This window comes from Candidatus Chloroploca mongolica, assembly GCF_004762035.2.
Taxonomy (GTDB): Bacteria; Chloroflexota; Chloroflexia; order Chloroflexales; family Chloroflexaceae; genus Chloroploca; species Chloroploca mongolica.
Window position 1 is genome coordinate 111,039 of the sequence record NZ_SIJK02000003.1, and the last position, 19,821, is coordinate 130,859.

Genomic DNA, 19,821 nt, shown 5'->3' on the forward strand with positions numbered 1-19,821 from the left:
GCGCTTTTCATGTCATATATGTACGCTAGATCTTGATTATACCATGTTGCAAACAAAACGAGAGCCATACGAGAGCGAAGTTCTATAATGAGACCGTGCGCAACCTACTGTCCCCGGCAAGGAAGCTGCTTGCATCGCTGCCCTTCCCCTCCTTGCCATCTATGCCTGAGGGAGGTGCCTGATGTTACGCCCCCAACGCTTCCATGTGTTGATCGCTTGCGGTCTTATGGTGATGCTCGTCTTTGGGTTCTGGCCGCAGGTCCAACCCCCTGTGGCCCGGGCTCAGGCCTTTGCTACGACCATTACGGTAAATAGTACGACTGATCCTGATCTCAGTATGTCGGCGACATGTGTAACGGCGAGTCCGTGTACGTTACGTCGGGCGATTGTCCAGGCTCAGTTGCCAGCCACTCCGCGTCCTGTCTTGATCAATTTCGATCTGCCCGCCAATGAGGCCAACACCGGTGATGCTGCCGGAACCTGGACGATTGTGCTGAGCGAGGGTGTCGGTGCAAACCTGCGCCCGCTCGCGGGTGGGCAAGTGACCATTGATGCATCAGAGCAACTAGGTGGGCGGGCCGTTGGCCCCAGGGTCTTTATTCGTGGCTCGACGCAGGCCGATCGCTTTGTGATCAATGGCAATGAAAACCGGTTGATTGGGCTGGGTTTTCAGTATTACAGCGTCATCTTCAACGGCAGTGACAATGGCGTCAGCGATGTCTGGAGTGGCCTGCGCGAGAATGGTCAGGAGATCTTCTTTGTGCGCGGTGATCCAACCGTTGATAGCCGGGCGAGTTTTGAGGACGCAACCGCTAGTACTGGGAACACCTACAATAACGTCATTGTGACGGGATCACGCACGGTCGCCATTGCGATGCGGGGCAGCAATGGCACGATCGAGGGGAGCCTTTTTGGTACCCGTGCCGATGGGACGGTGCCGACAATTGCTGCCGATCGCAAGTGTCGTCCGAATGCCCGGTACAACAACTGGTTTGGTGGCGCGGGCATTGCGTTGTTCGGCAGTGGTCATGTCGTCCGCGATAACCGGTTTGTCGGGTTGCTCTGGGCCAGCAACGATCCCCTGAATACGCCGCCAACGGCCATTGATATTGATAAAGGCGGCAATCTCATCGAGAATAACATTATCGGGATTGATGCTGCTGTCCAGAAATTTGGTACCTGTGGCGATGCCATCCGCCTGACCAACCAGGGCAATGTCATTCGTGGCAATACCATTTATGGTGCCGGTACTCGCAACGACGATGTCAACAAGATTACCGAAGGTGAACAGCCACAAACAGGCGCGATTGGCTTGAGTGGCAGCGGTGTCTCGCTTGGGCCCAATCTGATCCGCAGCAATGTGGTCGAAGACTCGATTGTTCCGGTCTTCTTCTTTCCAAGTGTGACCGTCAATTACAGCTACTTCAACCCTGCGAAAGTGACGTCCATCGTGGGCCGCACCGTCTCGGGCACGTCGGGTGATCCAGGCGTGCCGCCCCCTCCAGCGCAACCGGTGGATAGCACCTGCCCAAATTGTGTGATCGAACTTTTCCTCGACAATCGGGATGGAAACATCGAGACCCTGGAGTCGCTTGGCACGGTCTCAGCTGATGGTGAAGGTAACTGGTCGTTTCCTGAGATTCTGCCGCCTGGTGGTCTCGGCCCGAACCAGGGCCTTCGTACGCAGAGCACAACGACGGCTGAAGACACGATCCAGGGCTTTGGGGCTGGCACAAGTACGCGTGTCTCGCGCAACCTCTACGGCCCTGATGGGGTGATCGCAACCCCGCCGCCACCGGTACGGCCCGACGCTGATGCGCCAACCGAGTTTACTCCGGTGCAACCACGAGCAGTTCCGCCGTTGCCTACGTATGCCTTTGCAACCACAATCACCGTCAATAGTACGACTGATCCTGATACGAGCTCGTCAACAAAGTGTACCGCCAACCCCTGTACCTTGCGGCGGGCAATTGTTCAGGCGCGTGATCTGCCCGCGAACGAACGCCCGGTCTTGATCAACTTCGACATTCCGACCACCGATCCGGGCTACAATGCTGCGCTGGGTGTGTGGCGCATTGATCTGAATAGCGCGGCCAGCAATGTTTTCCGGCGGTTGGAAGGGGGCCAAATCGTCATTGATGGCACGACGCAGCCCGGTGGGCGTGCGACTGGGCCAAAGATCTTTGTCAGAGGAACGAATACTCAGCAGATCCTGATTGTGGATAGTCGCGACAACATCATCCGCGGTCTGGGCTTGCAAGGCTTTGGCCTTCAGGTCAATCTCGGTGGCAACTTCATCGAAGCGAACTGGCTCGGTCTCAACGAGGATGGTCAGAGCATCTACTACATTGGCGGCAATAATACGATTGATAACAAGGCAACAATCCAGGATGCCGAGACGCCACCGGCCCAGGAAGGGGGCAATGTCTATCGCAACAATGTGGTGACCGGCTCGCGGGCGAGTGGGATGACCATCCGTAGTGACGACAGTTGGGTGGTCGGCAACTACCTCGGCACCCGTCCCGACGGCACCATCCCTGAGCCACCAGAGGGCGAAACGATCTGCACCGATCCCAACTGGATCTCGGGGCAAGGACTCAGCCTGCTTGGAGGGCTAGGCACACAGGCCGGTGGTCCAACTGAAGCTGAGCGTAACTACATTGTTGGCCTGAGCATTCGCAGCAATGATCCCGCGTCAACCCAGCCCTTTGGCATTCAGATCGGCAGTGTCGGCAACTACCTTGTTCAGAACAACTACATCGGCCGCGACACGGCGGGCAACGACGTGGGGGTTTGTGGCGAAGGCATCCGCATGTCGGGTAACTTCAGCGTCCTCCGTGACAACTACATCGTCACCCCGCAGAACGCAGCGCTGAATCACCTCCCCAATGTGGTCGGTGCCAACGCCAATACGTATCAGGGCAACTTGATCGTCACCAGCCAGCGCCCAATCATCTTTGGCCCGATTGTGCCGAACGATCTCGCCTATTTCAACTCTGGCAAGATCACCAGCATTGAAGATACAACGGTGCGTGGTACGTCAGGCGATCCGGGCATCCCGCCAGGGGGCGCACCGCCGGTTGACAGCACCTGCCCCTTCTGCACCATCGAGGTCTTTCTTGACAACGACAACAACCTGGTCGAGACGCTCGAGTCATTCGGCACAACGATGGCCGATGCCAACGGTAACTGGACCTTCACCCTGCCCCGTGCCCTGGAAGAAGGGGAACGGCTGCGTACGATGAGCACAACCAACAACTATGGTGTCATCAATCAGTACGAAGCGGGCACCAGCACCAAAGTCTCGGAACTCTACCCTCTCAACATCTACCGAGTGTTCTTACCTGTGGCGCTGCGGTAAACATAGCTACTGCCGCAACGAAGCCGGCATTGCCAGCTTCGTTGCGGCAGTCCACAGATCACCCCATCTGAGGTGGTGGGACGAGCCCGCGCTGCACCGCGACAATTGCCGCCTGGGTACGATTGCTCACCCCGAGCTTTTGAAAAATCTCGCTCAGGCGATTCCCCACGGTCTTTTCAGAGAGGCTGAGTTTCAAGGCGATCGCCCGGTTATCGTCGCCCTGGGCCACGAGAGCCAGGATATCACGTTCGCGAGGAGTCAACAGATCCGCACCAGCGATAGCTGTCTCACCCCGGCGCAGCAAATCAAGGACGCGTGCGGCGGCGCTTCCAGCCAGCGAAGCCTCACCGCGGTGAACGAGGCGCACGGCCTCGATCAATTCATCGGAATCAGCGTCTTTCAGCAGATAGGCATTGGCCCCGGCGCGCAGTGCTTCGAGCACCGTGCGTTCATCGCGATGCATCGTGAGCACGATACTGCGGGTATGTGGGCTTACCTGGGTAATCTGGCGGGCTGCCTCGATCCCTGTCATCCCGGGCATCGAAATATCGAGCAGCGCAATATCGGGTCTTTGCTCACGCGCTGCTTCGACGGCCGCGATGCCGTCACTGACCTCAGCGACAACCTTGAATCCCCCCTTGCGTTCAAGGAGCTCACGCAGGCCCTGACGGAACATCGTATGATCATCAGCGATCAGGAGGGTAATCTTTTCTTGCATAACTCGGTGCCCTGGTATAGGTGTGAGCAACGCCGATCATAGTGTACACCAGTTTCCATCTTTCAGGTGCAGGGCGTAGCCCTGCACCTGAAAGATGGAAGGCACGATGCCTGGCGGCTGCGCAGAAGCAAGCTTTATCGTTTTGCCTGCCATTCATTGAGCAGAATGGCTGCCTGTTCGCTGGTTACTTCGGTTGTTGAGACGTCAAAACGTCGCTGCAATTCTTCATCAAGCTTGAGTGACCGACTTGCGGCGACCTTCGCCAGGGCTTTCAGTTGACGTTCGCTGGCCGGCTGGTCTGGATCTGAACTGCTGCTTGCAGAGACCCCGTTCACCATACGAACGCGACTCTCGGCGATGTAGCGCCCACGTTCGTCTGCCAGTTTTTTCAGACCATCAATAAAGAGTGAGGCCTGGCCTTTTGTCATCGTCACCAGATCGACGGCTTGATCGGCTGCATGGGCTGCCAGTTGCTCGTTTGTCCAGGTCAACTGATCCTGCAACGTTGCAATATAATTACGTTGTTTGTCACTGGCAGGAGCGTCAGGATCGCGTACCGTCATTGGCCCTGGCGTATGGTGCGTTTCGCGAATTGTGGCGATCTGTTGCTCAAATGACTCACGTTGCGCTTGATAGATGCGCCAGCCAAGCTCAACAGCCTGCTGCACATCACTGTCGGAAGCGTCAACCGGTAACGTGATTGACTCTTCGAGCGTCATAAAGTCTTCACCGAGCCGAATAGCTGCCCGATAGGTGCGGGTCACGGTGCGTGTGGGGTTCCCTGTACTTTCCATTGCTCTTCTCTTTGCTTTGCATTGTGCTAACGTTGCCTTCGTTGAGGGCTAGGATCTATTATAGCACACTTGTTTTTATTTTGCAATGCTTTCGCGGCATAGCTCAGGTCATCGTAGCGACGCCGCGAACGATGACCTGCCCGTGCTCAAGGCGCTCGACCTGCGCCAGGGCGGCCACAGGAATGCCGAGGGCCTCGATGCCTGCCCGTCCGTTCTGGAACAGTTTCTCGACCACAAAGCCTGCGGCTACCAGGCTTGCTCCGGCTTCACGAACCAACTCAGCCAGGGCCACTGCCGTTCGTCCATTCGCGAGAAAGTCATCGACCAGGGCAACCCTGGTGCCAATGGGCAGATAGCGGGCCGAGACGACGAGGCGAGTTGCGCCGCCTTTCGTTGGTGAAGGCACGATGCGTGAGAGGGCGGGGGCTTCAACCTCGGGTGAATATTTTTTCGCATAGACCATCGGGCATCCCAGGGCCATCGCGGTCGCCAGCGCAGGGGCAATGCCACTCGCCTCGGCGGTCAAGATCAATTCAGGATGGAAGGGACGCAAACGGCCGGCCATTGCTTCGCCCATCGCCTGCATCAACTGGGGTTCGATCCGGTGATTCAAGAAGTGATCAATCTTCAGGATGCGGTCGTTCACGACGGTGGCTTCAGCTATGATGCGCTCGACCAGTGGCAAGAAAGGCGCGACGAGCAGTTCTGATAGTATTTCATCCTTATCAATCACACAATCCTCCGTTCTTCCCTGCGTTGCATACCAGTGCTATCTATGTTACCATAGCAGGAAGCGCCGTTGCCTGTCGCCAAGACAGGCTTTTTATATTCTCTTGCAGAGGTAGCTATGTCGGTGGGTGTTGCGTATACGTTGACGGTGCGTTGTCAAATTGACAATCGCCCTGGGATGCTCGGTCGGCTCACGACGCGCATTGGTGAAGTCGGTGGCGATATTGGCGCAATTGATATTGTCCGCGCCGAACGCAATGTGCTGGTGCGCGATATAACTGTACGGGTACAGGACGAGCAGCACGGTGAGACGTTGATCGAAGAGTTGAATGCGATTTCAGGCATTACTGTGCTTCAGGTAAGTGATCGCGTTTTTCTCGCGCACCTCGGCGGCAAGCTTGCGATGCAGAGCAAGGTGCCGCTCAAGAATCGCGATGATCTTTCTCTGGCTTATACTCCCGGCGTGGCCCGCGTCTGTCGGGCGATTGCCGATGATCCTGAGAAGGCCTTTTCGCTGACCTGGAAGACCAATAGCGTCGCGGTGGTCAGTGATGGCAGTGCAATCCTCGGTCTGGGCAATCTTGGCCCCGAAGCCGCAATGCCGGTGATGGAAGGCAAAGCGATCTTGTTTAAGGAACTCGCCGATATTGATGCGGTTCCGATCTGCCTCCGTTCGCAACATCCCGAGTTGATTGTCCAGACGGTTGAACAGATTGCTGCGGGTTTTGGCGGCATTAATCTTGAAGATATTGCTGCCCCCAGTTGCTTTCTGGTGGAAGGTCGCCTCCACGAGAGCCTCAATATTCCGGTGATGCACGATGATCAGCACGGTACCGCCGTGGTGGTGCTCGCTGCACTGCGCAATGCGTTACGCGTTGTCGGTAAGGATCTTCGTGAGGTGCGGGCGGTGGTCAATGGTGTTGGGGCGGCTGGCACCGCGATTATTCGGGCGTTGCTCGAGGCCCATATCGGCGAGGTGACTGCCGTCGATCGCTATGGGATCCTCTGTGAAGGCGATGACCATGTGCAGACAACAATGCAGCGCATTATTGCTTCACAAACCAATCGCGAGCGTCGCCGTGGGACGCTTGGGGAGGCGATCCGTGGCGCTGATGTTTTTGTTGGTGTCTCGAAGGGTGGTGTGCTGACCCCTGAATTGGTGCGCAGCATGGCTCCCGATCCGATTGTCTTTGCGCTGGCGAATCCGGTGCCAGAAGGTGACCCCGAGATGCTCCGCGCATATGCACGGGTTGTCGCAACAGGCCGCTCTGATCAACCCAATCAGATCAATAATGTGCTCTCTTTCCCCGGCATTTTCCGCGGGGCACTCGATGTCAATGCTGCGAAGATGACCGTTGGCATGCGCCTTGCCGCGGCTGAGGCCCTCGCTAACGTTATTCCCGACGAAGAGATTAGCGAAGAATATATTGTCCCAAGCGTCTTTAATCGTGCGGTCGTGCCCACGATCGCAACTGCGGTTGCGCTCGCGGCAATCGAGGAGGGTGTGGCGCGCCGCGATCATCTGCCCTCACGTGGCGGTGACTAACGCGGGAGGCGTGTGTGCCCAAACGATTGCCAATGTGGGCGACCGCGACCCTTTACGGGACATTGATTGTTGCCCTGAGTATGGGGGTTCGCCAGACGTTTGGGGTGTTTCTCCTCCCAATCAGCGAGACACTTGAGATCGGGCGTTCGCAAGTCAGCCTGACGCTTGCGGTTCAGAATTTGATCTTTGGCCTCGGCCAGCCGTTCATTGGTGCCCTGGCTGATCGCCGTGGCGTCCGCCCAATCCTGATGCTCGGGGTGCTCCTCTATGCCCTCGGTCTCTGGGGCGTCACGCTGGTGACGAATGTCTGGGGATTGTTGCTCACCCTGGGTCTGGTTGTCGGCCTTGCGCAGAGTATGACGACCTTTGTGGTGATCTTTAGTGCCCTTGGTGCGCTGGTGCCAACTCAGCGGCGTGGCTTGGCATTTGGTCTGGTGACCGCTGGCGGTTCGCTGGGCATGTTTGCGTTTGTACCTCTTGCGCAGATTCTGCTCAGTATGATGCCATGGCAGGGCGCTCTGGTGAGTCTTGCACTGCTCATTCTGCTGATCCTGCTCTTTGCCTTGGCTTTTCGTCCTCGTCCAACCTCATCGTCGAGCCAGGCCGCTGCGCTGCCTTCCTCATCGCTCAAGCCGGTGATCGCGACGGCCCTCCGCCATCCAGGTTATCTGTTGCTCAATCTGGGTTTTTTTGTCTGTGGTTTCCATGTGGCGTTTATTGCCATCCATTTCCCGGCCTATCTCGCTGATTATGCCGTCGCGCCATTTGTCGCAGCCAGCGCCCTTGCGGTGATTGGCCTGGCGAATGTGGTTGGTTCGTACCTCTTTGGGGCGCTCAGCGATCGCTTTGTCAAAAAACGGGTGTTGAGTGCGCTCTATTTTGCGCGAGCGGTCGTCTTTGTGCTCTTCCTGCTTGTACCTGTTACCGGTACGTCGGCACTCGTCTTTGGCTTTGCGATTGGCTTGCTCTGGCTTGGTACCGTGCCCCTCACCAGCGGCCTCGTGGCCCAATTGTTTGGGGTGCGGTATCTCGGGACGCTCTATGGCATCGTCTTTTTGAGTCATCAGGTCGGGGCGTTTCTCGGGGCCTGGCTCGGCGGGGCGGTCTATGACCTCACCGGATCGTATCTCCCTGTCTGGAATACCGCCCTCGCCTTGAGCCTCGTTGCGGCGTTTATTCATGTGATCCTTGATGACCGCCCGGTGCGGAGTCTGCAGGAGCAACGCGCATGACTGATCGTTCAGCATTGCTGGTGGAACCAGAACTGCCTGCGTTTGAGCAGGCAGTTGATGGGGTTGGTTTGCCGGCCTGGTTCGCTGTCGTGGCCCTGGTGCTGCTCGCCGTCGGTGGCGTGACCCTCTGGGTTGTCTGGTTCGCCATGGCCCCGAGCATCCAACTCACCGATCCAACCTGGTTTTTCCTCTGCAGCTAGTGTTCAGCGACCCCGAGGCCCTGTTCGGCAAATTGCAACCGGTAGAGCCGGTGGTAGTAGCCACGCCGGGCCAGCAGTTCATCGTGTGTGCCGTCCTCGACGACGCGACCCTGGTGCAAGACGATAATCCGATCAACATGTCGAATCGTGCTCAGGCGATGGGCAATAATGATGCTCGTGCGGTCTTGCAACATTCGCTCGAGTGCATCCTGGATCAGGGCTTCCGTTGCCGTGTCAACACTGCTCGTCGCCTCGTCGAGGATCAAGAGCACCTCGGGGTTGAAGGCCAGTGCGCGTGCAAAAGCGAGCAACTGCCGTTGCCCAAGGGAGAGATTGGCTCCACGTTCACGGACTTCGTGCTCGTACCCTCCTGGAAGGCGCTCGATAAAGGTGGCTGCATTCACCATTTCAGCGGCCCAGCGTACGCGTGCATCGTCAATTGTTGCACTATGCAGGCGAATATTGCTGGCAATTGTTCCCGAAAAGCAGACCGGATCTTGCGGTACGGCGGCAATATGTTGTCGTAACTCGTGCTGGCGCAGATCACGGAGATCGACCCCATCAAGCGTAATGCGTCCACCCTGGACATCATAAAAACGGGCTAGCAAGCCAACGAGGCTGCTCTTGCCAGCCCCGGTTGCCCCGACAATTGCCACGGCCTGACCGGCTGGAATGTGCAGGTTAATCCCCTTGAGCACCGGCTCAGCAGGGTCATACCCGAAAATGACGTTTTCGAGGCGAATTTCACCGCGAACAGGCTGGGGCAGGGTCACAGGCTGTTCAGGGTCACGCACCTCTTCGGTTGTATCAAGCACCCCGACCACGCGCTCGGCAGAAGCCATTGCGGCCTGCAAGATGGTATACCGCTCGGCGAGGTTGCGGATGGGCTGAAAGGCTCGTTCGGTATAGAGCACAAACGCTGCCAGCATACCCAGTGACGCCCAGCCACTCATCACGCCATAGCCACCACCCCAGAGCACAGCTGCGGTACCAATCGCGGCCATCAGTTGAACTGTGGGCATAAAAATGGCAAAGATCAGCAAGGATCGCACATTGGCCTGAAGGTAGGCTTCACTCAACCCACTGAAATGGCGTTGACTGGTCACCTCGCGGCCAAAGAGTTGGGTCACGAGGACGCCACTGATCTGCTCGTTGAGAAACGCATTGATCGTTGCCAAGCGCTCGCGCACCAGGCGATACGTCGCCCGCATCATCCGCTGATAGATGGCAACAATTAGCATCAGGATGGGCAGCGTCGCGAGACTGATCAATGCCAGCCGCCAGTTCAAGAAAAACATAATGCCAATAATGCTTAACAGCGTTACCAGATCAGCCAGGATGAGCACCAACCCCTGGGTCAAGAACTCATTGAGCGCATCAACATCGTTGGTAATGCGGGTCAAGAGCCGTCCGACTGGGTTACGGTCGTGGAAGCTCAAACTGAGCCGCTGGAGGTGCTGAAAGAGTTGCTTGCGCAAATCCATTACGACCGACTGGCCTGCGCTATTGATGATATAGTTGTGCGTATACCGCAGCGCAAAGTTGCTTACCAGCACCAGCACATACAGGGCGAAAATCGGCCAGAGCCCCTCGAGGCGCCCCTCGCTAATAGGCCCGTCAATGGCCTGCAAGACGAGTAAGGGTGGCACGATCTCGGTCAGTGCTGCCCCAAAGAGGAGGGCCAGGGCCAGGGCCAGTTGTCGCCAGTAGGGGACGACAAAGACCGCCATTCGGCGCATCAGTCGCCCATCATAGGCTTTCCCAAGGATCACATCATCATCAAAGCCACGTGCCATCACATTATCCTCACAACTGGGCTTATGCCGATAATTCCGCTTCGAGCAACTCGCGCCGATACATCGCTGCATACTGCCCGCCGAGCTTTAGCAACGCACTATGGTTGCCTTGCTCAATAATCTGTCCATCGTGCAACACAACAATCTGGTCAACCTCGCGTACCGTTGCAATGCGTTGCGCAATGATGACCGTCGTCCGTCCACGCATCACCTCGCGCAGCCCGGCGAGGATTTGCGCCGCCGTCTGCGTATCAACGCTACTCAACGCATCGTCGAGCACCAGCACTGGTGGATTGCGGAGGATTGCCCGTGCAAGCGAGACCCGTTGCTTTTGCCCGCCCGACAGGGTCACGCCACGTTCACCAACCATCGTATCGAGGCCATCGGGAAACTGGGCCAGATCATTGGCGAGGCGTGATACCGTCACGGCGTGCTCAATGCGCGCATCCAGGGCCGCATCGTGTGCTCCTTCCACCCCAAAGGCCACATTTTCGCGCAACGGCACACTAAAAAGAAAGGTCTCTTGGGGCACATACCCAATCGCACGCCGCAGATCGCCCAGATCCAGCGTTCGGACATCGATACCATCAAGGAGCACCTGACCCTCATCGGGATCACGGACGCGTGACAAGAGATTGACGAGCGTTGTTTTGCCCACCCCGGTTGCGCCCACGATCGCCAACGAATGTCCTGCCGGAACGTGGATCGACAGATCGCGCAGCATCCACTCAGCGCGTCGTTCGGGAAACAGCGCTGTCGTGGCGTGATCGGCAGGTTCTTCATAGCGCAGGCCGACACGCCGAAACTCCAACTCACCGCGAGGGGAAGGCAAAGGACGCGCATCGGGTGGATTGACCACCGCTGGCTGATAGCGCAGCACCTCCATCAAGCGCCCCATCGAAGCTGAGGCCTGCTGATAGAGCGACACCATCCAGCCGAGCATAATCATTGGGAAGGTCAGCAAGCCCAGATATGCATTGAACTGCACCAGTTCACCGATGGTCAACGCACCGGCTACCACGAGGCGCCCACCGACCAAGAGCACCAACGCGGCGACAATGCCAAGGCAGAGGGTCATCGCCGGCCAGAGCGCCCCACTGAGCAACACGTAGCGGAGATTCAGTTCGCGATAGCGCTCATTCTCAGCGGCAAAGACCGCGAGCTCGGCATCTTCCTGGGCATAGGCCTTGATGGTCCGAATCCCAGAGAAATGCTCTTGAACACGGGTCGAGATAACGCCGAATTGATCTTGCACACGGGTAAAGGCCGTACGCATGCGATTGCCGAGCAGGACAAACACCACGGTTGTCACCGGCATAAGGAGCATCACAATCAGGGCCAGGGTCACATTCATCATCAACATCAGGACTGCGGCTGCCAGAAAGGTCAACACAGCTGTTGCAGTACCATTGAGCCCAGGGCCGAGCAATTGACGGACAGCGCTAAGGTCATTGGTGGCACGGGCCATCAGATCGCCGGTATGGTTGCGGCTAAAGAAAGCCTGATCGAGCCGCATATAGTGGGCAAAGAGTTGGGTACGCAGATCGTACTCGATGCGATAGGACACCCCGGCGAGCATCATGCGTTGAATGAAGCGAAAGACACCGTCAGCGAGGGCGACGATGATGAGCATCACCCCATACCCGAGGATGCTCGTCAGCACCAGTTGGCCGGTTGCCAGCTTATCAACGGCAAGGCGCAAGATATATGGCCCAAGCGCACTCACCGAGGCAGCAAAGGCTGCACAAATCAAGCCTGCCAGCAATGACCAGCGGTAGCGCCTGAGATAGGGAATAAGATAACGAAGGTTGGACATAGGGCACCATTCGTGAATAGTTGCTACACATTAACTTTTCGAAGCGAGACACCTGTTCGAGAAGATAGAGTGAGTATAACATTGCTCTAGGGGGTTGTAGTCAGTCGTAAGGCTGATGGAAAGCGGTGCAAAAGACTATGAAACTGGTTGCTTTTTCTTAAATGCAACGGATTGACATTTTTTCTTGACTCCTATATAATTTAGGTCAATGAGCCAAGCAACATACTACTCTTCCAGACGTACTGGCAAACCGACCTCAGCACGGCTGGGATCACATTGTAGTAGTGCTTTGCTCCCACCCCGACAAAGGGTATGGAAGGTGCGACGACCGCCGCCAGGCGCGCAAGTCGTACCTGGTGTGTTCGGCCCTGGCGCTCGTAGTTGAAGTATCGGAGGTCCGCTCATGCGTGACGATGACGATCTGGTTCCCCCCAAATGGCGGTCGTTGTTCAACAATCAGGACTGGCTGGTTCATGACATCATGGTCAAATCCTTCTGGGCATTCGGTGTCATCGCCGTGATTGCTCACACCCTGGTCTGGGTGTGGCGTCCGTGGCTCAACGCCGGTATCTAGCTCGGTCGGGTACAGGTGTGCGCGACGATGGTGGGCAATCGGCCCTGATTCAGATGCAGCCTCTCCCAAAACCTGTTAAGGAGTTGACTTATGATGCCTCCACGCAGTGCAGTTCGCACCAACATCGTGATTTTTACGATCCTCGGCTTTGTCGTGGCTTTGCTCATCCACTTCATTGTGCTCAGTTCGGTTCGGTATAACTGGCTTGACAACCTTGCACCAGATGGTGCAGTGGTGCCAATGACCATGTTGCTCCAACTGTTCGCTATGTTCGGCTAGGTGCCGCTGGCGCTGGCGCGTCGCCAACTTACCGTGCGACACAAACGAAGCAACAGCCGCCAGCACACCATGCTGGTGGCTGTTGTCTTGTAAGCAATGCAGTTGCACTTTTTTTGCACATATTCCAAAAGTTGACCTTCCGAAGTATCAGGTGTATACTGGCGCTACATTCAAGTGGCGTGTCAGAGGCCCTGCTACGGCTCAGCCTGATGGGTTGAGCAACGCAATCGTTTGCTGTCCCTCTTAAAGTGCTGCACGTCGGAGCCGGCCCCGGAGCCTCGGCACCGCCGAGCTGCTGATCCGGAGTTGAGGAGACCCCTATGCAATCGCCAACTCGTCCGACTGATCGACAGGCGGCGATCTTCATTTCGGTGGCCGTAGGCATTATTGTCGCGGTTGTAACTACGGCAACGTTCTGGTGGATCTACAGTCTGACGCTTGGTCCCGAACGGGCAGCAGCGGCCTTGAACGCCAATGCCCCGTGGAGCCCCAGTGAGGGTATCAAAGCCATCACCGATGTCGCACCCAATATTCCGCCTGAAGGGCGTGAGCCCTGGCTTGGTAATCAGGCGTGGACTGAGGGTGTTCAGGCTGGACAAGCCTGGGTGGACGCCAACCCCAATACCGTCAATGTCCAGGTGCTGTCAGGCATGACCTCAGCACAGATATGGACGTATATGCAGCAGTATGTCTCAGGTGGCCTGGGCGTCGGCTGTCAGTATTGCCATAATCTGCAGAACTTTGCCAGTGACGAGTATGCCGAGAAGATCTCGGCGCGCAACATGCTCTATCTGGTATCTGATGTCAACACCGAATTTATTGTTGATCTGCCCAACTGGCGTGGCAACTATGTCCAGTGTGCGACGTGTCACTACAACGAGCCAAACAATCTTGAGGCCGTTGGCACCCAGTTTATCAAGAGTGTGCCCGATATCCCGGTCGTGGTTGATCCCCTCGACGAGAATGGGATGCCCATCCTCGATCCGGCCCTGAAACCCGAAGAGATTCGTGGTCAGGTTGGCCTTCAGGATGCAGTGCTCTTCTACATTTACAACTATCAGATCTGGCGGCCGTTTGATCCCGCTGACGATGAGAGTGGCCGTGGCTCACTAGCCTTAACGCTTGATGGTGGGCGCACCCAGGATCAGGTGACGATCAACCAGAATGTGATGAATTACAATTCCTGGGCGCTGGGCCAAGGGTGTACCTATTGTCATAACTCGCGGAACTTTATCGCCTATGAGTTGGGCGCGGCAAGCAACATCACCAACCCGGAAGCTGGTTATAACAAGCTGAAGGCAGCGCGGATGATGCAGTTGACAACCTGGCTTGCGTTCAACTGGACGATCAATGGGGCGCTGCCCTACGATGCGGTGCCGACGGCATTAGAAGGTGGAGCTAGTCGGTTCTCATATCGCAACATTGATGGTGAGATATTTAACGTGCCAGGGTGCTATACTTGTCACAGGGGTGTCAACATTCCAACCGGCTCGATCAATCAGGCGCAAATTCCGGCTGGTGATGCAGGAGTTGTTGTTCTCCCGCCCGTCCTTCGTGGCAATTAGCCAATCGGTTGAGTAGTTCGTGTGTGGCTTGCTCACAGTCACACACGATCTTGTGAAAGCCACGAAGGGCACAAAGAAGCGGCACACTCAGGTTTGCCCCTCAACTTTGTGGCCTTCGTGGCTTTCAAGCTAGAAATGAGCTGTTCATGAGCGATCTCCGCAAAGGTTCTAGTCTGGCTCCTCCGCCTTCTTCTTCGCCTATTCAGCCGTCACTTACCCCCCGTGTTACTGGCTTTCGTGGTACTCTCAGTCGCTCGATCACGTTGATGAAGCCAGTAACCTGGTTTGCACCAGCGTGGGCGTTTCTCTGTGGGGCTATCGCGAGCGGTGGGCTCTCCTGGTCAGCCGAGCCGCTGTTCCTCCTGGCGCTTGGTATCTTGATGGCGGGGCCTATCCTTTGCGGCCTGTCGCAAGTTATTAATGATTATTGTGATCGTGATGTTGATGCGATCAATGAACCTCATCGCCTGATCCCTTCCGGGCAGGTTTCGTTGCGTCACGTCTACATTTTGACCCTGATCCTGACCTGGATCGGTACGAGTGTGGCGCTGTTGCTTGGCGGGGAAGTGGCCCTCTATGTCGGGCTTGGTTTGATCTGTGCCCTGGCCTATAGCCTCAAGCCGGTGCGGGCCAAGCGGAATGGCTGGTTTGGCAATGCTCTCGTCGGGATCTCGTATGAGGGCCTGGCCTGGATGGCTGGTCACGCGGCCTTTGCGGCTTTGACCACCCAGAGTTTCTTGATCGCAATGCTCTATTCGCTCGGTGCCCACGGTATTATGACGGTGAATGATTTCAAGAGCATCAATGGCGATACGCGGATGGGCCTTCGTTCGATCCCTGTGCAATATGGCAAAGTTGTCGCTGCCCGTATGGTCGTGATTACGATGGGGGTCGCACAGATCGGGGTCATTGCCCTGCTCTTCTTCTGGGGGCATCCTATTGCCGCCAGTGTCGTGCTGTTGTTGCTCGTTGCGCAGAGCATTCCGAATGTGCGCTTTATTCGTGACCCCGAGCATAACGAGGTTTTCTTTAATGCGACGGCGATTATGCTCTTTGTGTGGGGGATGATGGCGGCTGCGATCGGGTTGGCGGCGTAAGGCGAGGCTAGAAAGAACGATGGTATGGCACAGCGGGTGCTAATTGTGGGGGCGTCGGTTGGCGGGGCAACGGCGGCCATTACACTCCGTAATCTCGGCATTGAGACGGTGTTGCTCGAGAAGGAACTGGTGAAGGCCAAACCATGTGGTGGGGCGGTTCCTCCGGCGGCGTTTCACGAGTTTGATCTCCCTCAGAGCCTGATCGACCGTAAGGTGAAGCAGTGCCTGATTGTTTCGCCTTCTGGTCAAGAGACACACGTCCCCGTGATGGGCAGTGTGCCTTCGCATGACGATTACGTGGCGATGGTGCGTCGCGAAGTCTTTGATGGCTTTCTCCGTGAGCGTGCGCAACAGCGTGGGGCCGAGTTGATCCACGGGCAACTTGTCGGGTTACAGGTCGAGCCACATGGTGTGACGGCAACCTATCGCTCGATGCGCGATGGCCGTGAGGCGAAACTGACGGCTGATGTGGTGATCGGGGCGGATGGGGCCTATTCGCCAACGGCGCGGATGCTCGGTTTGCCCAATCTTCCCCGTGCCGTTGCGATTCAAGAGCGCATTGCCTTGCCGGCAAGCAAAATGGCCCGCTGGGAAGAGACGGCTGATCTCTATCTTGGCCGTGAGGTGAGCCCCGATCTTTATGCGTGGGCGTTTCCGAAGTGTGACCATATTGCCGTCGGCATTGGTGTCGGGCCGGGCCATACGGAAAAGGCGAAACAGTTGCTGGTTAACCTCAAGGCGCGTCTCGGGCCAGCGCTTGATCATGGCCGCCTGATTTTGCGCGAGGCTCATGCTTTGCCGATGGAACCGCGCAAGCAGATGGCGTTTGATCGGGCGATGTTGATTGGTGATGCGGCTGGCTTGGTGGTGCATACCTCGGGCGAGGGGATTTATTGGGCGATGAAGAGTGGTCAGATAGCGGCCCAGGTGCTTGCGCATGCCCTCGATACGCCCGATGCCGCCCACCTGCGCCTCTACGAGCAGCTCTGGTGGCAACAGTATGGCACGATGTACACCTTCTTGCGCTGGTTACAGCGTTGGGGCTATGGCAATGAGCGCCAGATGGAGGTGTTTACTGAGATGTGCCGCAATATTGATGTGCAACGTCTGACCTTTGATAGCTACATGTACAAACAGATGACGCCTGGCCCGTGGCTTGCGCAGATGCGGATGACCTGGGATATCATCAATGCGCAGGCACGCAACTATGTGCGTCGCCGTACCCCGCTACGTGAGCAGGAGGCGTATGCCGTTGTCTAGGAGTTGAAGCTCTTGCTTCTTGTATTGCATCAAAAACGCCAGCAAAGCTGGCGTTTTTGATGCAATACAACGGCTTGGGCTGAACCACCGCAGGCGTGTTGACAGGATGGTGTTGAGATGATACACTTGCGGCTAAACATCAGATCATATGATGTTTGAAGGGAGAGACAAGCATGGTGATCCAGCGGCGGCAACTGGTTGAGCAAGTGCTTGATCAGCTTCAGCAGCAGATCAGCGCGGGCACCTATCCCCCAGGGAGTCGGTTACCAACAGAGGCTCAGTTGATGGAACAGTTAGGTGTCGGGCGTTCGACGGTGCGTGAGGCGGTACGGGTACTGGCGCATAGTGGCGTACTAGACGTACGGCAGGGTGATGGAACCTATGTGCGGGCGCACCCCAGTGCGGGTGAGCCGCTGGCGCAGCGCCTGGCGCGGGCGCATGCCCCTGACGTGCATGAAGTACGTCGTGCGCTCGAAGTCGAGATTGCCCGTTTGGCCGCGCTCAGGCGGACTGAGGTTGATATTGCGACCTTACGCCGCCTTGGGCAGCAACGGCGTACCGCACTGGCGAGCAATGATGGCGAGGCGGCGCTGGATGCCGATATTGCCCTGCACTGTGCGCTGGCCGATGCAACGCACAATCCTGTCCTGGCAGACCTCTACCGGGCGTTTGCAACGACGCTTCGTGGTGCCCTGGCCGCCCTCTGGAGCGAGCGCTGGCCTGATGAGGCGGTTGCTGATCAGCATGATGCCCTGGTTGACGCCGTGATTGCAGGCCATCCGCACGAAGCGGCGGCAACGGTGGCGCACATACTTGATCGTCATCAGGATTTGCTGGAGTGCGTCAGACCTCACCGGTCTTGAAGACCGGTGAGGTCTCAGGCGGGTTTTGTTTCGTAGATAAGGTTTCAGGGTGCTTTCCAGTTGACGCTCATCGTAGTGCCGAATTCATTCGGCTGAACTGGAAGCCGACTGAATTCGGCACTCCTACTTCGATCCAGTTGGCGTTAAAAACATCAGATGATCTGACTTTTTAAGGAGAGACTTGACATGGAACTGTGGCACCTGGGGATTCTTTTTCTCGCGGCGCTGGTGGCGGGGGCAATCAACTCGGTAGCAGGTGGCGGGAGCTTTATCTCTTTTCCGGCACTTCTGCTCGTCGGTGTGCCACCAATCACCGCGAATGCTACCAATGCAACCGCTCTCTGGCCGGGGAGTGCGGCGAGTGTTGGGGCGTACCGGTACGAGCTGGGCCGCCAAGAAAAAGGCTTACTCTTGTTCAGTGTCTTGAGTCTCATTGGAGGGTTGGCTGGCGCACTGCTTTTATTGCGCACGCGTGAGGCTGTCTTTACCCAGATGATCCCATACTTGCTCTTACTCGCGACCCTTGTCTTTGCCTTCAGCCCGTGGCTCACGGCGCAGGCGCGGCGTCTCAGTGCTTCAGCCGAGGGGACACGACGGCAGCGCTTTGGCCTCCTGGGCATTTATCTGAGCATTGCCGTGTATGGCGGATTTTTTGGAGCCGGGCTTGGCATTCTGACCTTGGCGGTACTCTCGCTCATGGGGCAAGAGAACATTCATGAAATGAATGCGCTCAAGACGTTGCAGGCAACACTCATCAATGGCATTGCAGTGGCCGCCTTTATCCTGGCGGGGATTGTGGAGTGGCCGATTGCCCTGATTATGACCTTGGGGGCGATTATTGGCGGCTATGGTGGGGCGGCGATTGCGCGCAAGCTTGATCCGCTGCTGGTGCGGCGCCTGGTGATTGGCTTAAGTGTCAGTTTGACGATCTACTTTTTTGTGGCCTGATGGGGCAGCGAACTGGTTTGCTCGCACAACACACCAGCGAAGCTGGCGTGTTGTGCGAGCAAGAAAACAAGCCTATTCAACAACCAGGACGCCCTGCATCCCTCCGACATAGTGGCCGGGATAGGTGCAGATAAACTGATAGGTGCCGGGGCCAGGAACTTCGAAGGTAACGGTTACCTCTTCACCCGGATTGAGCATCTGGGTGGCTACCAGCACATCCGGGGTGTCAGGCGGCGGGACTGAGCCAAGGGCGTTGCGGAGGCGGCGATTCTGGGCCTCGGCAAGGCTATTGATTTCAGCAGCGCGAGTGGCATCGCCGGCAATCAAAACCCAGTTGTGAGGTACCACATCGGCGCGATTGACAAAGGTCAGCGTGACAATGCCATCGGCGACCCGTAGTTCGTCCTGGGCAAAGACCAGTTCATCACCCGTTGCTGATTCAAGGGTGACCTGCTGGCCTGTGCCACTGGCGAGCGCCGAACCAAACGGCTCGGTTGGGATGCCAGGTGCAGCGGCAGGTGGCGTGGTTGCCGCAGGGGCTTCAGTTGCCGCAGGGGCTTCAGTTGCCGCAGGGGCTTCAGTTGCCGCAGGGGCTTCAGTTGCCGCAGGGGCTGCGGGAGCTTCGGTCGCCACAGCTGCTGGAGGAGCAGTGGGCACGCTTGCAGCAGGTGGTGGTGTCGGTTGGGCCTGAGTTGTTTGCCCACCTGTACCACTGAACGAAATAGCGACGATCAAACCGATGAACCCCAACAAGACAGTGATCGCAATCAAGACCTGCAACACGGGATCGATGAGTGGAGCGCCGTTGCGTCCTCCTCCGCTCCCTCCCGCGCCCCCACTACTACCTCCACCGCGACGGGGGCGCGGATTACTGGGCCGAAAATTACCGGATGAACGCCAGCTCATAACCGTACCTCCTTGTACCAACCAAAAAACTTCGTGACAATCTGAACAACGTCTAGTGTAGCATAAAATGTTCACTCTGGTGACAGATGTGGGCTGGTTGATCGCGGGGCATTGGTGCCCCGATATCCACGTCACCC

17 protein-coding genes are annotated in these 19,821 nt (G+C 57.1%); 11 read left to right on the plus strand and 6 right to left on the minus strand.

Features of this window, described 5'->3' with window-relative positions:
- The first annotated feature begins 181 nt into the window (after positions 1-181).
- Positions 182-3,361: a hypothetical protein gene (locus EYB53_RS02820; protein ID WP_135476515.1), complete on the plus strand. Its 3,180-nt coding sequence runs from the start codon at positions 182-184 to the stop codon at positions 3,359-3,361.
- Between the two features lie 58 nt (positions 3,362-3,419).
- On the opposite strand, the gene EYB53_RS02825 is transcribed toward EYB53_RS02820, so the two are convergent.
- The 3 genes from EYB53_RS02825 to EYB53_RS02835 all read right to left on the minus strand — a co-directional run bounded on the left by EYB53_RS02825 (position 3,420) and on the right by EYB53_RS02835 (position 5,603).
- Complete coding sequence (locus EYB53_RS02825) at positions 3,420-4,079, minus strand: response regulator (protein ID WP_097650394.1); 660 nt, start codon at positions 4,077-4,079, stop codon at positions 3,420-3,422.
- A 134-nt stretch (positions 4,080-4,213) separates the two neighbouring features.
- Entirely contained in the window at positions 4,214-4,873 is a 660-nt protein-coding gene (locus EYB53_RS02830) for a hypothetical protein (RefSeq protein ID WP_135476517.1), read from the minus strand.
- Positions 4,874-4,976: 103 nt separating this feature from the next.
- Complete coding sequence (locus tag EYB53_RS02835; protein WP_371879058.1) at positions 4,977-5,603, minus strand: xanthine phosphoribosyltransferase; 627 nt, start codon at positions 5,601-5,603, stop codon at positions 4,977-4,979.
- 117 nt (positions 5,604-5,720) lie between these two features.
- On the opposite strand from EYB53_RS02835, the gene EYB53_RS02840 reads away from it, so the two are divergent.
- Genes EYB53_RS02840 through EYB53_RS02850 form a run of 3 tightly spaced genes read left to right on the plus strand, consistent with a single transcriptional unit; the run spans position 5,721 to position 8,580 of the window.
- Positions 5,721-7,148 carry a malic enzyme-like NAD(P)-binding protein gene (locus tag EYB53_RS02840; protein WP_135476520.1) on the plus strand — a complete coding sequence of 476 codons (1,428 nt, stop codon included), beginning with the start codon at positions 5,721-5,723 and terminating at the stop codon, positions 7,146-7,148.
- A 14-nt stretch (positions 7,149-7,162) separates the two neighbouring features.
- Complete coding sequence (locus EYB53_RS02845) at positions 7,163-8,380, plus strand: MFS transporter (protein ID WP_205712564.1); 1,218 nt, start codon at positions 7,163-7,165, stop codon at positions 8,378-8,380.
- Positions 8,377-8,580 carry a hypothetical protein gene (locus EYB53_RS02850; protein WP_135476522.1) on the plus strand — a complete coding sequence of 68 codons (204 nt, stop codon included), beginning with the start codon at positions 8,377-8,379 and terminating at the stop codon, positions 8,578-8,580. The genes EYB53_RS02845 and EYB53_RS02850 overlap by 4 nt, the downstream gene beginning before the upstream one ends.
- Here the strand turns inward: EYB53_RS02850 and EYB53_RS02855 are convergent.
- Both EYB53_RS02855 and EYB53_RS02860 read right to left on the minus strand, forming a co-directional pair.
- The gene (locus EYB53_RS02855) at positions 8,577-10,376 is read right to left on the minus strand and encodes an ABC transporter ATP-binding protein (protein ID WP_135476524.1); all 1,800 of its coding nucleotides are present in this window, start codon (positions 10,374-10,376) and stop codon (positions 8,577-8,579) included. The genes EYB53_RS02850 and EYB53_RS02855 overlap by 4 nt on opposite strands.
- A 22-nt stretch (positions 10,377-10,398) precedes the next feature.
- Complete coding sequence (locus tag EYB53_RS02860; protein ID WP_135476526.1) at positions 10,399-12,192, minus strand: ABC transporter ATP-binding protein; 1,794 nt, start codon at positions 12,190-12,192, stop codon at positions 10,399-10,401.
- Positions 12,193-12,595: 403 nt separating this feature from the next.
- On the opposite strand from EYB53_RS02860, the gene pufB reads away from it, so the two are divergent.
- The 7 genes from pufB (at position 12,596) to EYB53_RS02895 (ending at position 18,778) form a co-directional block, all read left to right on the plus strand.
- On the plus strand, positions 12,596-12,766 hold the full coding sequence (gene pufB / locus EYB53_RS02865) for a light-harvesting antenna LH1, beta subunit (RefSeq protein WP_097650388.1): 171 nt from the start codon (positions 12,596-12,598) through the stop codon (positions 12,764-12,766).
- A gap of 93 nt (positions 12,767-12,859) precedes the next feature.
- The gene (locus EYB53_RS02870; protein ID WP_135476649.1) at positions 12,860-13,045 is read left to right on the plus strand and encodes a light-harvesting protein; all 186 of its coding nucleotides are present in this window, start codon (positions 12,860-12,862) and stop codon (positions 13,043-13,045) included.
- Between the two features lie 320 nt (positions 13,046-13,365).
- A complete protein-coding gene (puf2C, locus tag EYB53_RS02875) occupies positions 13,366-14,610 on the plus strand; it encodes a cytochrome c-554 Puf2C (protein WP_135476528.1) in 1,245 nt (414 codons plus the stop codon).
- A gap of 146 nt (positions 14,611-14,756) precedes the next feature.
- Complete coding sequence (gene chlG, locus EYB53_RS02880; RefSeq protein ID WP_135476530.1) at positions 14,757-15,707, plus strand: chlorophyll synthase ChlG; 951 nt, start codon at positions 14,757-14,759, stop codon at positions 15,705-15,707.
- A 24-nt stretch (positions 15,708-15,731) separates the two neighbouring features.
- Positions 15,732-16,967, plus strand: coding sequence for a geranylgeranyl diphosphate reductase (locus tag EYB53_RS02885; protein WP_135476532.1), 1,236 nt, complete (start codon positions 15,732-15,734; stop codon positions 16,965-16,967).
- Between the two features lie 173 nt (positions 16,968-17,140).
- Complete coding sequence (locus tag EYB53_RS02890; protein WP_135476535.1) at positions 17,141-17,830, plus strand: FadR/GntR family transcriptional regulator; 690 nt, start codon at positions 17,141-17,143, stop codon at positions 17,828-17,830.
- Between the two features lie 186 nt (positions 17,831-18,016).
- On the plus strand, positions 18,017-18,778 hold the full coding sequence (locus EYB53_RS02895; RefSeq protein WP_135476537.1) for a sulfite exporter TauE/SafE family protein: 762 nt from the start codon (positions 18,017-18,019) through the stop codon (positions 18,776-18,778).
- A 72-nt stretch (positions 18,779-18,850) separates the two neighbouring features.
- Here the strand turns inward: EYB53_RS02895 and EYB53_RS02900 are convergent, their stop codons facing one another.
- The gene (locus EYB53_RS02900; RefSeq protein WP_135476539.1) at positions 18,851-19,684 is read right to left on the minus strand and encodes a plastocyanin/azurin family copper-binding protein; all 834 of its coding nucleotides are present in this window, start codon (positions 19,682-19,684) and stop codon (positions 18,851-18,853) included.
- Between the last annotated feature and the right edge of the window lie 137 nt (positions 19,685-19,821).

Excerpts from the sequence above, each read along its gene's own strand:
- EYB53_RS02820 (WP_135476515.1), top strand. The coding sequence starts at position 182 with ATGTTACGCCCCCAACGCTTCCATGTGTTGATCGCTTGCGGTCTTATG.
- EYB53_RS02855 (WP_135476524.1), bottom strand. The coding sequence starts at position 10,376 with ATGGCACGTGGCTTTGATGATGATGTGATCCTTGGGAAAGCCTATGAT.
- EYB53_RS02890 (WP_135476535.1), top strand. The coding sequence starts at position 17,141 with ATGGTGATCCAGCGGCGGCAACTGGTTGAGCAAGTGCTTGATCAGCTT.
- EYB53_RS02860 (WP_135476526.1), bottom strand. The coding sequence starts at position 12,192 with ATGTCCAACCTTCGTTATCTTATTCCCTATCTCAGGCGCTACCGCTGG.
- EYB53_RS02825 (WP_097650394.1), bottom strand. The coding sequence starts at position 4,079 with ATGCAAGAAAAGATTACCCTCCTGATCGCTGATGATCATACGATGTTC.
- EYB53_RS02885 (WP_135476532.1), top strand. The coding sequence starts at position 15,732 with ATGGCACAGCGGGTGCTAATTGTGGGGGCGTCGGTTGGCGGGGCAACG.
- EYB53_RS02895 (WP_135476537.1), top strand. The coding sequence starts at position 18,017 with ATGGAACTGTGGCACCTGGGGATTCTTTTTCTCGCGGCGCTGGTGGCG.
- pufB (WP_097650388.1), top strand. The coding sequence starts at position 12,596 with ATGCGTGACGATGACGATCTGGTTCCCCCCAAATGGCGGTCGTTGTTC.
- EYB53_RS02900 (WP_135476539.1), bottom strand. The coding sequence starts at position 19,684 with ATGAGCTGGCGTTCATCCGGTAATTTTCGGCCCAGTAATCCGCGCCCC.
- EYB53_RS02840 (WP_135476520.1), top strand. The coding sequence starts at position 5,721 with ATGTCGGTGGGTGTTGCGTATACGTTGACGGTGCGTTGTCAAATTGAC.
- chlG (WP_135476530.1), top strand. The coding sequence starts at position 14,757 with ATGAGCGATCTCCGCAAAGGTTCTAGTCTGGCTCCTCCGCCTTCTTCT.
- EYB53_RS02830 (WP_135476517.1), bottom strand. The coding sequence starts at position 4,873 with ATGGAAAGTACAGGGAACCCCACACGCACCGTGACCCGCACCTATCGG.
- puf2C (WP_135476528.1), top strand. The coding sequence starts at position 13,366 with ATGCAATCGCCAACTCGTCCGACTGATCGACAGGCGGCGATCTTCATT.
- EYB53_RS02850 (WP_135476522.1), top strand. The coding sequence starts at position 8,377 with ATGACTGATCGTTCAGCATTGCTGGTGGAACCAGAACTGCCTGCGTTT.
- EYB53_RS02870 (WP_135476649.1), top strand. The coding sequence starts at position 12,860 with ATGCCTCCACGCAGTGCAGTTCGCACCAACATCGTGATTTTTACGATC.